This is a genomic window from Sphingomonas sp. SP5 (assembly GCF_058313455.1).
Genome location: NZ_JBZFLF010000001.1, coordinates 221,440 through 235,718, shown reverse-complemented (window position 1 = coordinate 235,718; position 14,279 = coordinate 221,440). Strand labels below are relative to the sequence as shown.

Genomic DNA, 14,279 nt, shown 5'->3' with positions numbered 1-14,279 from the left:
GGACTTGGTTACACCAGCCGGCTTTGTTTCACCGCGGCGGCGATGAAGCTGGCGAACAGCGGGTGCGGGTCGAACGGCTTGCTCTTGAGTTCCGGGTGGAACTGGACGCCGACGAACCAGGGGTGATCCGGCCGCTCGACGATCTCGGGCAGCGTGCCGTCGGGCGACATGCCGCTGAACACCAGCCCGCCCTTCTCCAGCGCATCCTTATACCCGGTGTTCACCTCGTAGCGGTGGCGATGGCGCTCGTGGATCGTCGTGCCGCCGTAGATCGAGGCGACGACGCTGTTGCCAGCGAGCGCCGCTTCATAGGCGCCGAGCCGCATCGTGCCGCCGAGGTCGCCCTGCTCCTCGCGCTTTTCGAGGCCGTCGCGGCCCATCCATTCGGTGATGAGGCCGACCACCGGTTCCTCGGTCGGCCCGAACTCGGTCGACGAGGCGTGGGCGATGCCGGCAGTGTCCCGCGCGCCCTCGACGCACGCCATCTGCATGCCGAAGCAGATGCCGAAATAGGGAATCTCGCGCTCGCGGGCGAACCGGACCGACTTGATCTTGCCCTCCGCACCGCGTTCGCCGAACGCGCCGGGGACGAGGATCGCGTCGCACGGCTCGAGCTGGCTGACGATCTCGCTGTCGTCGTTCTCGAACAGTTCGGCATCGATCCAGCGGACGTTGACCTTCACCCGGTTGGCGATGCCGCCATGGACCAGCGCCTCGTTGAGCGACTTGTACGCATCCTGCAGGCCGACATATTTGCCGACGACGCCGACGGTCACCTCACCTTCGGGATTGGTCAGCCGGTCCATGATGTCGGACCAGCGCGACAGGTCCGGCGCCGAGGACGGCGTGATGCCGAAGGCGCGCAGCACCTCCGAATCGAGGCCTTCGCCGTGATATTGCAACGGCACCGCATAGATCGACTTGGCGTCGAGCGCCGGGATCACGGCGGTTTCGGGCACGTTGCAGAACAGGGCGATCTTGGCCCGCTCCGACGGCGGCAGCGGCTGTTCGCAGCGGCACACGAGCACGTCGGGCTGCACGCCGAGGGCGGCCAGTTCGCGCACCGAATGCTGGGTCGGCTTGGTCTTCAGCTCGCCCGCCGCGGCGATATACGGCACCAGCGTCACGTGGATGCTGATCGCGTTGCCGCGCCCGACCTCGTTCTTCAGCTGGCGGATCGCCTCGATGAAGGGGAGTGATTCGATATCGCCGACGGTGCCGCCGATCTCGCAGAGCACGAAGTCGAGGTCATCGGTTTCAGCGCGTGCGAAGGCCTTGATCGCATCGGTGACGTGCGGGATCACCTGCACGGTCGCGCCCAGGTAATCGCCGCGCCGCTCGCGCTCGATGATCGTCTTGTAGATGCGGCCGGAGGTGATGTTGTCCGACTGGCGCGAGGCGACGCCGGTGAACCGCTCGTAATGGCCGAGATCGAGGTCCGTCTCGGCACCGTCGTCGGTCACATAGACCTCGCCGTGCTGATAGGGACTCATCGTCCCCGGATCGACGTTCAGATAGGGATCGAACTTCCGGATCCGGACGCGATAGCCACGCGCCTGGAGCAGAGCTGCGAGAGAGGCCGCCATGAGGCCCTTGCCGAGCGACGAAACCACGCCGCCGGTGATGAAGATGTACCGCGCCATGGGAGAAATCGCCTAGCGTGTTGTGGGGTCGAACGACAAGAGCGCGCAGGGGTGCCCTGCGCGCGATTTGCGATGGAATGCGTCGGGCTTAGCGCGCGAGCGGGACCGCGCCGTTGTCGGCGGGGGCGTTCGGCACCGCGTCCTGCGCCGGCGCGAGCGGCTGCGCCGCGGGTGCCGGGGGCGTCCGGGCGAGCGAGGTGTCGATCGTCTGCGTCTGCCGGTGCGCGGCGATGAACGCGAGCGCGATCGACATGCAGACGAACACCGTCGCCAGGATCGACGTCATGCGGGTGAGGAAATCGGCCGCGCCGCGTGCGGACATCAGCCCCGAAGGGCTGCCGCCCATGCCGAGGCCACCACCCTCCGACCGCTGCATCAGGATCACCGTCACAAGGCTGGCGGCGATGATGGCATGAACGACGAGGAGGAAGGTGAACATCTAGGGTCCCGGGAAACGCGTATGAAGGCGCGCACATAGGCCAGGGTTGGCGGCCGATCAACCGCCGGACGAACGCGGCCGCCGCCGCTACGGATCGGAACGGTGCCGCACCTTAATACCGGGCGACGTTCATTTGCCGGAAACCTCGGGCAGCCGGGGGCGTTATGACCGCGAAACAAAGCCCCGAAAACGGCGCAGAAACGGATATTTGATCGTGGGAACAGCCGCGCAATCCCTGGCGACCTGGATGACCGCTCTCGTCGATTACGTGCGCTCGGGCGAGCCCGATCTCACCAACCGGCAGATGGCCCTGCTGTTGCTCGTCTATCTCAATCCCGGCCCGCACACCGTGCGCGGCCTGGCGCGGGCGCTGAACGTATCGAAGCCCGTCGTCACGCGCGCCTTGAACAGGCTGGGTGCGCTCGGCTATCTGCGCCGCCAACGCGACGACAGCGACAAGCGCAACATCTTCGTCGCACGCACATCCGAAGGGGCAGAGTTTCTTGAAGAGTTCGGGCAATTCCTCGGCGAAGGCGACTCCAGAGCGCTCCAGCCGGCCCTCGCGTAAGGCGTTCGCGCTCACCGGCCGGTCGGTCGCGCTCGACCCGGCGACGCATGCCGTGCGTGGCGACCTGGCCGACGTGCGGCTGGCGGAACAGGTCTTCGCTCCGCATTATGCCGCCCCGATGATCGCCAGCGTCGTACACGCCACGGCGCTGTTCGCCGACCGCGCCCTTACCGACCGGCGCGGTGATCTGAAGCCCGGCGACACGTTCGAAGTGCTCGAACTCGCCGGCGGGCATGCCTGGGGCTCGGCACCCGGCCTTGCGCTGGTCGGCTATGTCGACCGTGCCATGCTGGACCGTGCGGGCGAGGACGGGACGATCGCGGCATGAGCGTCACGGTCTTCATTGACGGTGCGGTCGGCACCACCGGCATCGACATCCGCGAACGGCTGAGCGGCCGTACCGATCTGACCGTGGTGACGCTGGACGAAGTGCGGCGCAAGGAGGCGGCGGCGCGGGAAGAGGCGCTGAACGATGCTGACATCGCGATCCTCTGCCTGCCGGACGATGCAGCACGCGAGGCGGTGGCGCTGGTGAGCAGCGGCACGACGCGGATCATCGACGCCTCGTCGGCGCATCGCGTGGCGCCGGGCTGGACCTATGGGTTCCCGGAGCTCGACAAGGGCCAGGCCGATCGGATCGCGCAGGCCCGCTTCGTCTCCAATCCCGGCTGCTACCCCACGGCTTTTCTCGCGCTGATCGCACCGCTGGTGCGCGCCGGGCTGGTGCCGGCCGATTGGCCGCTGACCTATAACGCCACCTCCGGCTATTCGGGCGGTGGCAAGGCGATGATCGCGGAGTTCGAGGAGGGCACGGCCGACACCGCCTTCCGCGCCTATGCGCTCGGCCTGTCGCACAAGCATTTGCCGGAGATGCGGACGCACGCCGGCCTTGCGCATCCGCCGATCTTCGCGCCGGCCGTCGCGCGTCTCAACCGTGGGATGCTCGGCGAAGTGCCGCTGCCGCTGAAGCAGCTGCCCGGTGCGCCGGGCGTCGCGGCGGTCGAGGAGGCGCTGGCCGCCGCCTATACCGGCAGCGCGCTGATATCGGTGGTGCCCGGCGATGCCGCGGCGATCGTCATCGAAGAGAACAGCGGCACCGACCGCATGACCCTGCGCGTCTGCGGCAATGCCGACAGCGGCCATGTCCGCCTGGTCGCGACGCTCGACAACTTGGGCAAGGGCGCCGGCGGCGCCGCGGTGCAGAACCTCAACATCATGGCCGGGCTCGACCCGCTCGCCGGCCTCATCCTCTAACCCCAAAGGATCGTCATGCAGCGCAACCCCGTCGGCAAGCTGCTCCTGTTCGGAGCCACCGGTGACCTCGCGCAGCGCATGCTGCTGCCCTCGCTCTACGGCCTGCACGCCGACGGCCTGCTGCCCGAAGGCCTGACGATCACCGGTTCGGCGCGCAGCGACCTGGACGATGCCGGGTTCCGCGACTTCACCAAGAAGGCGCTGGACGAATTCCTGCCCGCCGACCGCAAGGACGAAAGTGCGCTCGGCACGTTCCTCGACCGGATCTTCTACCAGTCGGTCGACCTGTCCGACCAGGGGACGTACCGGGCGCTCGCCGACAAGATCGGCGATGTGTCGGGCGGCCTCGCCATCTATCTTTCCACCGCACCCTCGCTGTTCGAACCCGCCGTCAAGGGGCTGGAAAGCGTCGGTCTGGCCGGCAGCACGGTACGGATCGGGCTGGAAAAGCCGCTCGGCTACGACCTCGGATCGAGCAAGGAGATCAACGACACCGTCGCCTCGGTCTTCCCCGAAGAGCGCATCTTCCGCATCGACCATTATCTCGGCAAGGAGACGGTGCAGAATATTCTGGCGCTGCGCTTCGGCAATTCGATGTTCGAGCCGATCTGGAATGCGCAAGGCATCGACAACGTCCAGATCACGATCGCCGAAACCGTCGGCCTGGAGGATCGCGCCGGCTATTACGAGGGCGCGGGTGCGTTGCGCGACATGGTCGCCAATCACATGCTCCAGCTCGTCGCGCTGATCGCGATGGAGCCGCCCGCGCTCTACGACGGCACCGCGATCCGCGATGAAAAGGCCAAGGTCTTCCGCTCGATGCGCCGCATCGCGCCCGAGGCGGTGCAGCAATGCACCGTTACCGGTCAGTATGAGGAGGGCGCCGTCTCCGGCAAGGTCGTGAAGGGCTATGACGACGAGCTGGGCTATGACAGCAACGTCGAGACCTTTGTTGCGATCAAGGCGCATATCGACAATTGGCGCTGGCAGGGCGTGCCCTTCTACCTGCGTACCGGCAAGCGCATGGCCAAGCGCCGCAGCGAGATCGCGATCCAGTTCAAGCCGGTGCCGCACTCGATGTTCTCGGGCCGCGGCGGCCTGCTGCAGCCCAACACCCTGGTGATCCGCCTGCAGCCCGAGGAATACATCCAGCTGCTGGTGATGACCAAGGAGCCGGGTCTGGATCGCGACGGCCTGCGCCTGCGCGAGGTGCCGCTCAATCTCAGCCTCGATGCCGAGTTTGCCGGCACCCGCCGCCGCATCGCCTACGAACGGCTGCTGCTCGACCTGATCGAGGGCGACCAGACCCTGTTCGTCCGCCGCGACGAGGTGGAAGCGCAGTGGACGTGGATCGATGCGATCCGCGCCGGCTGGGACGCCAACCAGACCAAGCCCAAACATTATGCCGCCGGCACCTGGGGCCCGGCAGGCGCGATCGCGCTGACCGAGCGCGACGGCGTGACCTGGCAGGACGATTGATCCGCGCGGCTCCGTCATCCCTGCACGGGAGATGACGGATAGACGAAGCGCGTCCGCCGATTGGCCGCGAAAGACCGAATCTGTCCCCCATACGTATGCGGGGCTACTTACCTTGCGCGTCGCTCCGGGCTATCGGGGCCGCGCCGACCACGAAAAGGCTGAGCGATGACCGAGATCGAATGGTGGGAATATGACGACGCGGGCGAACTCGCCGACGCGATCGCCGGCGACATCCAGTTCGTCATCGAAAGCGCCCTGGACGCACGCGGCTCGGCCGTGATCGCCTTGGCGGGCGGCAAGACCCCCTTCCCCGCCTATGAAAAGCTCGCCAAGGCAAAGCTCGACTGGAAGCGCGTGACGATCGTGCCGGGCGACGAGCGGATCGTGCCGCTCGGCGACGCGCTCTCCAACGTCACGCAACTCGGCAAGCTGTTCATTCCCAAGGGCGCGCGGGTGATCCCGATCGTTCCCAAGCAGACCGACGACTACAAGGCCGCGGGCCGTTCCGCCGACGCGCTGATGCAGGACCTGCACTGGCCGCTCGACCTCTGCCTGCTCGGCATAGGCGGTGACGGGCATACCGCCTCGATCTTCCCCGGTCCCGATTTCGACGAGGCGCTGAACGGCCCCAAGGAACGCCGGATGCTCGGCGTCCTGCCCGATCCACTGCCGCCCGAGGCGCCCGTCGCCCGCGTCACCCTGTCGCGGCAGGGCATCGTGACCGCCCGCGCGCTGATGATCGCGCTCACCGGCCAGGACAAGCGGCAGGTGCTGGAACAGGCGATCGAACAGGGGCCGTCCTCGCCCTACCCGATCGGCCGCGTGCTGGCAGACGCCGAGTTGCCGGTCGACATCCACTGGGCACCGTGATCCGGTGAGGTCCCTCCCCGTCCGCCCGTGCTTCGACAGACCCGGCACGGACGGGTAGAGGGACCATCCTCGGCCGCCGCCCCATCCCTCCCCAGGATCCAGCGCCATGAACCCCGAAGTCTCCGCCGTCACCGACCGCATCATCGAGCGGTCGCGCGCGAGCCGTGCCGCGTATTTCGCCCTGATCGAGCGCGAACGCGACAACGGTGCCCGCCGCCCGCAACTCGGCTGCGCCAACCTCGCCCACGCCTATGCCGGGACCGAGGAAGACCGCGACACGATGCGGGCGGGGCAAGCGATGAACATCGGGATCGTCACCGCCTATAACGACATGCTGTCGGCGCATGCCGTCTATTACCGTTATCCCGAACTGATGAAGGTCTGGGCGCGAGAGGCCGGCGCGACGGCGCAGGTCGCGGGCGGCGTGCCGGCAATGTGCGACGGCGTGACGCAGGGCTATCCCGGCATGGAGCTGTCGCTGTTCAGCCGCGACACGATCGCGCTGTCGACCGCCATCGCGCTCAGCCATGGCACGTTCGAGGGCGCGGCGCTGCTCGGCATCTGCGACAAGATCGTGCCGGGGCTGCTGATGGGTGCACTGCGCTTCGGCCACCTGCCGATGGTGCTGATCCCCGGCGGCCCGATGCCGTCGGGTCTGCCCAACAAGGCGAAGGCCGCCGTGCGCGAGGCCTATGCGGAGGGCAAGGCCGGTCGCGAGGAACTGCTCGATGCCGAGATCCAGGCCTATCACGGCAAGGGCACCTGCACCTTCTACGGCACCGCCAACACCAATCAGATGATGATGGAGGTGATGGGCCTGCACATGCCCGGCGCCGCCTTCGTCAATCCCGGCACCAAGCTGCGCCAGGAGCTGACCCGCGCCGCGGTGCATCGCCTGGCGCAGATCGGCTGGCGCGGCGACGATTACCGGCCGCTCGGCCAGTGTGTCGACGAGCGCGCGATCGTCAACGCGGCGGTCGGCCTGCTCGCCACCGGCGGCTCGACCAACCACCTGCTCCACGTCCCCGCTATCGCGCGGGCTGCGGGGATCATCATCGACTGGGAGGACTTCGATCGCCTCTCTGCCGCCGTGCCGCTGATCGCGCGCGTCTATCCCAACGGGTCGGCCGACGTGAACGCCTTCGAGGCGGCAGGCGGCATGCCCTTCGTCGTGCGCGAGCTGCTGGCGGCGGGCCTGCTGCACGGCGACATCACCACCGTCAGCGGCGACAGCCTCGCCGCCTATGCGGACAAGCCGGTGATCGTCGACGACGCACTGACCTGGCAGCCGGTCGGCGACAGCGGCGACACCAGCATCCTGCGTCCCGCCGCCGATCCCTTCTCGCCCGATGGCGGCATGCGAATCCTGGCCGGCAACATCGGCCGCGCGTGCATCAAGGTGTCGGCGGTCGACCGCGCCCGCTGGGTGGTCGAGGCGCCGGCGCGCGTCTTCCACGACCAGCTCGACGTGCTGGAGGCGTTCAAGCGCGGCGAGCTGGAGCAGGACGTCGTCGTCGTCGTCCGCTTCCAGGGCCCGCGTGCCAACGGCATGCCCGAATTGCACAAGCTGACCCCGCCCCTCGGCGTCCTCCAGAACCGGGGCTTCAAGGTGGCGCTCGTCACCGACGGCCGCATGTCGGGTGCGAGCGGCAAGGTGCCGTGCGCGATCCATTGCTCGCCCGAGGCGCTGGGCAACGGCCCGATCGGCAAGATCCGCGATGGCGACATCATCCGCGTCGACGCGGTGAACGGCACGCTCGACGCGCTGGTCGACCCCGCCGAATGGCTGGAGCGGCCGCTATGCGACGCGCCGGGCGCGGCGACCGGAATGGGCCGCGAACTGTTCGGCATGTTCCGCGGGCTGGCCGACGAGGCGGAGCGCGGCGCATCGGGGATGCTGGCGGCAGCGGGGTTGTAATCAACCGTCACGCCAGCGCAGGCTAGGGTCTCGTTTCACGAGCGCATCGCTTGCGAGCAAAGATCCCAGCTTTCGCTGGGATGACGCGATCAGGGAGAGGACACATATGCAACTCGTCAGCGTCGATATCGGCGGCACCCATGCCCGCTTCGCCATCGCAAAGGTGGAGGGTGGCCGCGTCGTCTCGCTCGGCGAACCGGTGACGCTGAAGACCGCCGAACATGCCAGCCTCCAGACCGCCTGGCAGGCGTTCGCCGCCCGCCACGGCGGCACGCTGCCACGGGCGGCGGCGATCTCCGTCGCCTCGCCGATCACCGGTGACATCATCCGCCTCACCAACAATCCCTGGGTGATCCGCCCGTCGCTGATCCCCGAGCGGCTGGGTGCGGACGTCTATACCGTCATCAACGATTTCGGTGCGGTCGGCCATGCCGTCGCGCAATTGCCTCCGCAAGATTTCGAGCATCTGTGCGGTCCCGACACCCCGTTGCCGGCACAGGGCGTCACCACCGTCTGCGGCCCGGGCACCGGCCTCGGCGTCGCGCAGGTCTTCAAGACCGACAGCCGTTACCATGTGCTGGCGACCGAGGGGGGGCATGTCGATTATGCGCCGCTCGACGGGATCGAGGATGCTTTCGTCAAGCGGCTGCGCCGGACCTTCACGCGCGTGTCCGCCGAGCGCATCTGTTCGGGGCCGGGGATCGTCGCCATCTACGAAACGCTTGCCGAACTGGAAGGGCGCGCCGTTCCCAGCCGCGACGACAAGACGATCTGGACCGAAGCGCTCGACGGCACCGATTCGATCGCACTCGCGGCGCTCGACCGTTTCTGCCTGGCGCTCGGCGCGGTCGCCGGTGACCTCGCGCTGGCCCATGGTGCCAAGGCCGTCGTCATCGCCGGCGGCCTCGGCCTGCGGATCAAGGACAAGCTGATCCGCTCCGGCTTTGACCAGCGGTTCGTCGCCAAGGGGCGCTTCCAGACGATGATGGCCGGCCTGCCGGTCAAGCTCATCACCCATCCGCAGCCCGGCCTGTTCGGCGCCGCGGCCGCCTTCGCCCAAGAACACGCATAGGGGTTTCACCACCATGACCGATCCGAATGCCGCACGGCATGACATCGCCACCATCATGCAGACCAGCGCCGTCATCCCGGTGCTGGTGATCGACGATGCCGCCACCGCCAAGCCGCTTGCCGAGGCGCTGGTCGCCGGCGGCCTGAAGGTGCTGGAGGTGACGCTGCGTACGCCCGCCGCGATGGAAGCGATCGCCGAGATGAAGACCGTACCCGGCGCGATCGTTGGTGCCGGCACCGTCGTCAGCGAGGCGCAGGCACGCGACGTGATCGATGCCGGCGTCGAGTTCATCGTCTCCCCCGGCCTCACCGAGCGGCTGGCCAGGCCGATCCTCGACGCGGGCGTCGCCTATCTGCCGGGCACCGCCACCGCCGGCGACATCATGCGCGGCCTCGACCTCGGCCTTACCCATTTCAAGTTCTTCCCGGCCGAGACGAGCGGCGGCCTGAAGGCGCTGAAGGCGCTTGCCGCTCCCTTCTACCAATGCCGCTTCTGCCCGACGGGCGGCATCACCGAGGCGTCGGCGCCCGACTGGCTCGCCTTTGCCCCGGTATTGTGCGTCGGCGGCAGTTGGGTGACCGGCGGCACGATGGCCGAGGTGGAGGCGAAGGCCCGCGCCGCCAGCGGGCTGCGCACCCGCTAAGGCGGGGCGGCATCAAGCCGTCGGGCCTGTCACTTTCGTCACCCCGGACTCGTTCCGGGGTCCACGGCCCGGCAAGCATCGAAGGCTTGGTGATGGTAGCACGGTGGACCCCGGAACAAGTCCGGGGTGGCGGAGACATTTGGAAACGTGTGCTAGACCCATACGGTCATCAAGGCTCGGCACGGTTGCGACAGTATCGCTGCACTGCTTCGGTGGATCGAAATCGATCCATTATCGCGCCCACGCCCGGCTAAGCGCCTGATTCTCTTCGCTGCCTTCCACCACCTCCTCCTAAGTTCGTTTTTGACTTTCCCCAGCGCTGCGGGGGCGATACGCTGACGGTATGAACATCGAGCGGGCGGTCACGGCGGGGGGCAGCGGCTATACGGCGCGTCTTCGCCCCGATGGCATCCTCGATCTCGCGATCAGCGGCGTCTGGACCGTCAGCGACGTCGACACCTTCTTCGCCGAACTCGCTCCGCTGCATGACGCGGCGCGGCGCCGGCATGGATCCGTGCGCATGTTGATCGTCGTGGAGGCGGTGCAGCCGCTCGCCGTAGCGATGCGGGTTCGCCACCATGCGATCGTAATCAAGCAGGTCGGTGACCGTCGCGCCTTCATCTGGCTCACCGCTCTCGCCAAGTTGCAGATCAAGCGTCTGCGCACCAGCGAGACGATCGGCGTCTTCACCGATCGCGGTGCGGCAGAGGGGTGGCTGCTGTCATGACGGGGCAGCCACCGCCCCGTCGTCGCGCGATCAGGAAACGCCACGGGAGGGCGCCATGACGGAATACCGTTTCGACCTCGGGTTCGACGAGGAACGCTATTGGCAGATGATCCGGATCTACGGCCTATGGGACATGCCGCAGATCGAACGTTTCCAGGTCGCTGTCGCAACCCAGGTGATGGCACTGGCGCAACGCGGCCGGGCTTGGGACCTGCTGATCGACGCGCGGGACTTCGCGGTCCAGCCACCGGCGGTGGCCGACCGCTTCGAGGCGCTGCTGGTCGCCGGTCGCCAGTTCAACACCGGCTACACCGCGATCCTCGTCGCCTCCATGTTGAGCAAGATGCAGGTCGAACGGGTGCTACGCCACGAGCGCCTTCGTGCCTTTCTGGACGAGGCGAGCGCCGCGGCGTGGCTGGTCGAGCGACGCGCCTCGCACGACGCGCGCTGAGGCGCTACATCTCGCCGCGCTGGCGGCGGATGGCATACCATTTGCGCACGTTCGCATTGTGCTGGTCGAGCGTGTCGGCGAACACGTGCCCGCCCGTCCCGTCGGCGACGAAATACAGTGCGTTCGACTGTGCGGGATCGAGCACCGCGTCGATCGACGCACGCCCCGGATTGGCGATCGGGCCGGCCGGCAGGCCGGTTTCGGCATAGGTGTTGTAGCCGTTCTTCGCCTGGAGCTCCGAGCGCAGGATACGGCGGCCGAGCGGCCGGCCCTTGGTGATCGGATAAATGACGGTCGGGTCGGCCTGCAACGGCATGCCGCGCTTCAACCGATTGCTGTACACCGCAGCCACCGTCCGGCGTTCCGCGGGCTTGCCGGTTTCCTTTTCGACGATCGAGGCGAGGATCACCGCCTGTTCGGGCGTGGTCACCGCGATGCCGGGTTTGCGCTTCGACCAGGCAGCAGCGAGGTAATCGCGCATCGTCTTCTGCATCCGCGCGACGACGCTCGCCCGCGTATCGCCACGCTGGAAGGCGTAGCTGTCGGGCAGGACCGATCCTTCCGCCGGCACGGGCACGCTGCCGGTCAGGCCGTCGGCCTTGACGAGCGCGTCGTGGACAAGCACGGATGGATAACCCTCCGGCACCACGACCATGCGCTGCAACACCTTGCCGCCCTGGAGCATCTTCAGGATATCGGCCTGGCTGGTATGCGCCGGGATACGATATTCACCCGCCTTGATCGGCTCGCCCGACCCGAACACGCGGGCCAGCATGCGGAAGCGCCCGGCGGAGCGGATCGCCCCCGCTGTCTCCAGCGCGCGCGCGGCGGAGGCGAGGCTGCTCCCCTCCGCGACCTGTACGGTCAGCGTGCGCGGCGCCGGCCCGCTGCCGCCCCAGCCCTGCACCACGAAGAACGCCGCGACGATCGCGACGAGGGCGAGCAACAGGCCGAGGCAGCCGATCTTGCGCATGGCGGGATCAGATCGCCTTCATCACCAGCGACGCGTTGGTACCGCCGAAGCCGAACGAATTGTTCAGCACCGCCTTCACCTGCCGCTTCTTGGCGACATGGGGGACGAGATCGACGCCGACGCAATTGTCGCTCGGATTGTCGAGGTTGAGCGTCGGCGGCACGATGCCGTCTCGCATCGCAAGGATGCAGAAGATCGATTCGACCGCACCCGCGCCGCCGAGCAGATGGCCGATCGCCGACTTGGTCGACGACATCGACACGCCGTCCAGCGCGCTGCCGAACAGCCGCCGCACCGCGCCCAGCTCCAGTTCGTCGCCCAGCGGCGTCGAGGTGCCGTGCGCGTTGATATAGTCGATGTCTTCGAGCCGCAGGCCCGACTTGCGCATCGCCATCTCCATCGACCGGAACGCGCCCGACCCTTCCGGATGCGGGGCGGTGACGTGATAGGCATCGCCCGACAGGCCATAGCCGATGACCTCGGCATAGATCTTGGCACCGCGAGCCTTGGCGTGCTCATATTCCTCGAGGCAGACGACGCCCGCGCCTTCGCCCATCACGAAGCCGTCGCGATCCTTGTCATAGGGGCGGCTCGCCCGCCACGGCTCGTCGCGGAAGCCGGTCGACAGTGCGCGCGCCTGGCCGAAGCCGGCGATGCCGATCGGGCAGATCGCGCTTTCCGCGCCACCCGCCAGCATCACGTCGGCATCATCCATCGCGATCATCCGTGCGGCATCGCCGATCGAATGCGCGCCGGTCGAGCAGGCGGTGACCACCGCATGGTTCGGCCCCATCAACCCGTATTTGATGCTGACCTGACCCGAGATCAGGTTGATGAGCCGGCCATGGACGAAGTGCGGCGAAACACGCTTCGGCCCCTTGGCGGCCAGCACCAGCGATTCGCTCTCGATGCCCGGCAGGCCGCCGATGCCCGATCCGATCGAGCAGCCGGCGCGGAATCGTTCCGCCTCGCTCATCTCGGTCAGGCCGGCATCCTCCAGCGCCTGGCCGGCGGCATCGATGCCGTAGACGATGAACGGATCGACCTGCCGCTGGATCTTGTGGTCGACGCGCCTGCCGGCGTCGAAGCCATATTCGTGATCGGCCGGTTTGACTTCGCAGGCATAATTCGACTGGAAGTCGGTCGCATCGAAGCGCTGGATCGTGCCTGCGCCCGACTTGCTTGCGATGATATTGGCCCAGGCGGTCTCCACGTCCGCGCCGAGCGGCGTCACGAGACCCAAACCGGTTACGACGACGCGCCGCATACCCTTCACTCCATCCAGTCCATACATGTCGCCCCCCGAGCGATCGGGCGGCTCCTACGAAAAACGGCCCCCCGCCCTCTCAGCGGGGACGGGAAGCCGTTCGAATCCGGCCCTTAGCGGGCGCGGGCGAGCTTGAGGCTCAGCCCCAGGCGATTACGCCTTGTGCTCGTCGATATAGGTGATCGCATCCTTGACGGTCGTGATCTTCTCGGCGGCATCGTCGGGGATCTCGACCCCGAACTCTTCCTCGAACGCCATGACGAGCTCGACGATGTCGAGGCTGTCGGCACCGAGATCGTCGATGAAGCTCGCGTCCTCGGTCACCTTGTCGGCTTCGACGCCGAGATGCTCGACGACGATCTTCTTCACGCGGTCGGCGGTCTCGCTCATAACTTTCCCTCTTTCAAATTGGGGGTGTAGGTTTCGATTTCCTGAACGCAGGTAGAGCCCGTCGACGCGCCTGACAAGTCCGCGCGTGCGGCAATGATGACCGGCCAACCGCATAGGCCCCACGCCCGGACGGCCATCGGGGCGGCCGGTGATACGGGCACTATACCGCCGGGGCGCCCCCACGGCCCCATGGACAGCAGGACCTACGCGACAGCAACATCACGGTCAGCGGCGGCAGCACCAGTGGCGCCCCGAGGAACAAGATGGCCGGATCTAGCGAACCGACGTAGAAGATGAAGGCAGCCAGCGGCGCCAATAGTGTACTGATGACGTACAACGCCCGTGATATGCGTGATCCATCGACCGGGCGCACCAGCAACGATGCGACCACCAGCAGCAAGGCTGCGGATGCCGTGACGCTCGTCGCCACGTCGAGCCAATCCGGTGATGCGATGTGATGCACCACGTCGTTGGTCAGCATCAGCAGCCCCATGACGGCCGCGGGTACGGCTACCAATAGTCCGATCCCACGAACAACGGCGACCCAGCGCGGCATCGGCCATCTCCCTATCGACCAAAAAGACC

16 protein-coding genes are annotated in these 14,279 nt (G+C 67.4%); 10 read left to right on the top strand and 6 right to left on the bottom strand.

Annotated features, from left to right (window positions below; genetic code table 11):
- Positions 1-8: 8 nt before the first annotated feature.
- Both pyrG and secG read right to left on the bottom strand, forming a co-directional pair.
- Entirely contained in the window at positions 9-1,643 is a 1,635-nt protein-coding gene (pyrG, locus tag AC4GY7_RS01065; RefSeq protein ID WP_491111556.1) for a CTP synthase, read from the bottom strand.
- Positions 1,644-1,731: 88 nt separating this feature from the next.
- Positions 1,732-2,082 (bottom strand): preprotein translocase subunit SecG, encoded by a 351-nt coding sequence (gene secG / locus AC4GY7_RS01060; RefSeq protein WP_491111555.1) that lies wholly within the window; start codon positions 2,080-2,082, stop codon positions 1,732-1,734.
- 247 nt (positions 2,083-2,329) lie between these two features.
- Here secG and AC4GY7_RS01055 point away from each other — a divergent pair, with 247 nt between their 5' ends.
- From AC4GY7_RS01055 to AC4GY7_RS01010, 10 genes are all read left to right on the top strand, one after another.
- Positions 2,330-2,650, top strand: coding sequence for a MarR family transcriptional regulator (locus AC4GY7_RS01055; RefSeq protein ID WP_491111554.1), 321 nt, complete (start codon positions 2,330-2,332; stop codon positions 2,648-2,650).
- A complete protein-coding gene (locus AC4GY7_RS01050) occupies positions 2,586-2,978 on the top strand; it encodes an SH3 domain-containing protein (protein WP_491111553.1) in 393 nt (130 codons plus the stop codon). Before AC4GY7_RS01055 ends, AC4GY7_RS01050 begins: the two co-directional genes overlap by 65 nt.
- Entirely contained in the window at positions 2,975-3,904 is a 930-nt protein-coding gene (argC, locus tag AC4GY7_RS01045) for an N-acetyl-gamma-glutamyl-phosphate reductase (RefSeq protein WP_491111552.1), read from the top strand. Before AC4GY7_RS01050 ends, argC begins: the two co-directional genes overlap by 4 nt.
- Before the next feature lie 15 nt (positions 3,905-3,919).
- Positions 3,920-5,383 carry a glucose-6-phosphate dehydrogenase gene (gene zwf / locus AC4GY7_RS01040; protein WP_491111551.1) on the top strand — a complete coding sequence of 488 codons (1,464 nt, stop codon included), beginning with the start codon at positions 3,920-3,922 and terminating at the stop codon, positions 5,381-5,383.
- Between the two features lie 165 nt (positions 5,384-5,548).
- Positions 5,549-6,253, top strand: a complete 705-nt coding sequence (gene pgl / locus AC4GY7_RS01035) for a 6-phosphogluconolactonase (RefSeq protein ID WP_491111550.1) — start codon at positions 5,549-5,551, stop codon at positions 6,251-6,253.
- A gap of 106 nt (positions 6,254-6,359) precedes the next feature.
- Entirely contained in the window at positions 6,360-8,171 is a 1,812-nt protein-coding gene (edd, locus tag AC4GY7_RS01030; protein WP_491111549.1) for a phosphogluconate dehydratase, read from the top strand.
- A gap of 106 nt (positions 8,172-8,277) precedes the next feature.
- Positions 8,278-9,243, top strand: coding sequence for a glucokinase (gene glk / locus AC4GY7_RS01025; RefSeq protein ID WP_491111548.1), 966 nt, complete (start codon positions 8,278-8,280; stop codon positions 9,241-9,243).
- Between the two features lie 13 nt (positions 9,244-9,256).
- Positions 9,257-9,886: a bifunctional 4-hydroxy-2-oxoglutarate aldolase/2-dehydro-3-deoxy-phosphogluconate aldolase gene (gene eda / locus AC4GY7_RS01020; protein ID WP_491111547.1), complete on the top strand. Its 630-nt coding sequence runs from the start codon at positions 9,257-9,259 to the stop codon at positions 9,884-9,886.
- 343 nt (positions 9,887-10,229) lie between these two features.
- On the top strand, positions 10,230-10,613 hold the full coding sequence (locus tag AC4GY7_RS01015) for a hypothetical protein (protein WP_491111546.1): 384 nt from the start codon (positions 10,230-10,232) through the stop codon (positions 10,611-10,613).
- A 55-nt stretch (positions 10,614-10,668) separates the two neighbouring features.
- Complete coding sequence (locus AC4GY7_RS01010) at positions 10,669-11,064, top strand: hypothetical protein (protein ID WP_491111545.1); 396 nt, start codon at positions 10,669-10,671, stop codon at positions 11,062-11,064.
- Positions 11,065-11,068: 4 nt separating this feature from the next.
- Here AC4GY7_RS01010 and mltG read toward each other — a convergent pair whose 3' ends face one another.
- The 4 genes from mltG to AC4GY7_RS00990 all read right to left on the bottom strand — a co-directional run bounded on the left by mltG (position 11,069) and on the right by AC4GY7_RS00990 (position 14,250).
- Positions 11,069-12,037, bottom strand: a complete 969-nt coding sequence (gene mltG, locus AC4GY7_RS01005) for an endolytic transglycosylase MltG (RefSeq protein WP_491111544.1) — start codon at positions 12,035-12,037, stop codon at positions 11,069-11,071.
- A 7-nt stretch (positions 12,038-12,044) separates the two neighbouring features.
- Positions 12,045-13,304: a beta-ketoacyl-ACP synthase II gene (gene fabF, locus AC4GY7_RS01000; RefSeq protein WP_491111543.1), complete on the bottom strand. Its 1,260-nt coding sequence runs from the start codon at positions 13,302-13,304 to the stop codon at positions 12,045-12,047.
- Positions 13,305-13,457: 153 nt separating this feature from the next.
- Positions 13,458-13,694: an acyl carrier protein gene (locus AC4GY7_RS00995; protein WP_017979028.1), complete on the bottom strand. Its 237-nt coding sequence runs from the start codon at positions 13,692-13,694 to the stop codon at positions 13,458-13,460.
- A gap of 160 nt (positions 13,695-13,854) precedes the next feature.
- Positions 13,855-14,250 carry a hypothetical protein gene (locus AC4GY7_RS00990; protein ID WP_491111542.1) on the bottom strand — a complete coding sequence of 132 codons (396 nt, stop codon included), beginning with the start codon at positions 14,248-14,250 and terminating at the stop codon, positions 13,855-13,857.
- Between the last annotated feature and the right edge of the window lie 29 nt (positions 14,251-14,279).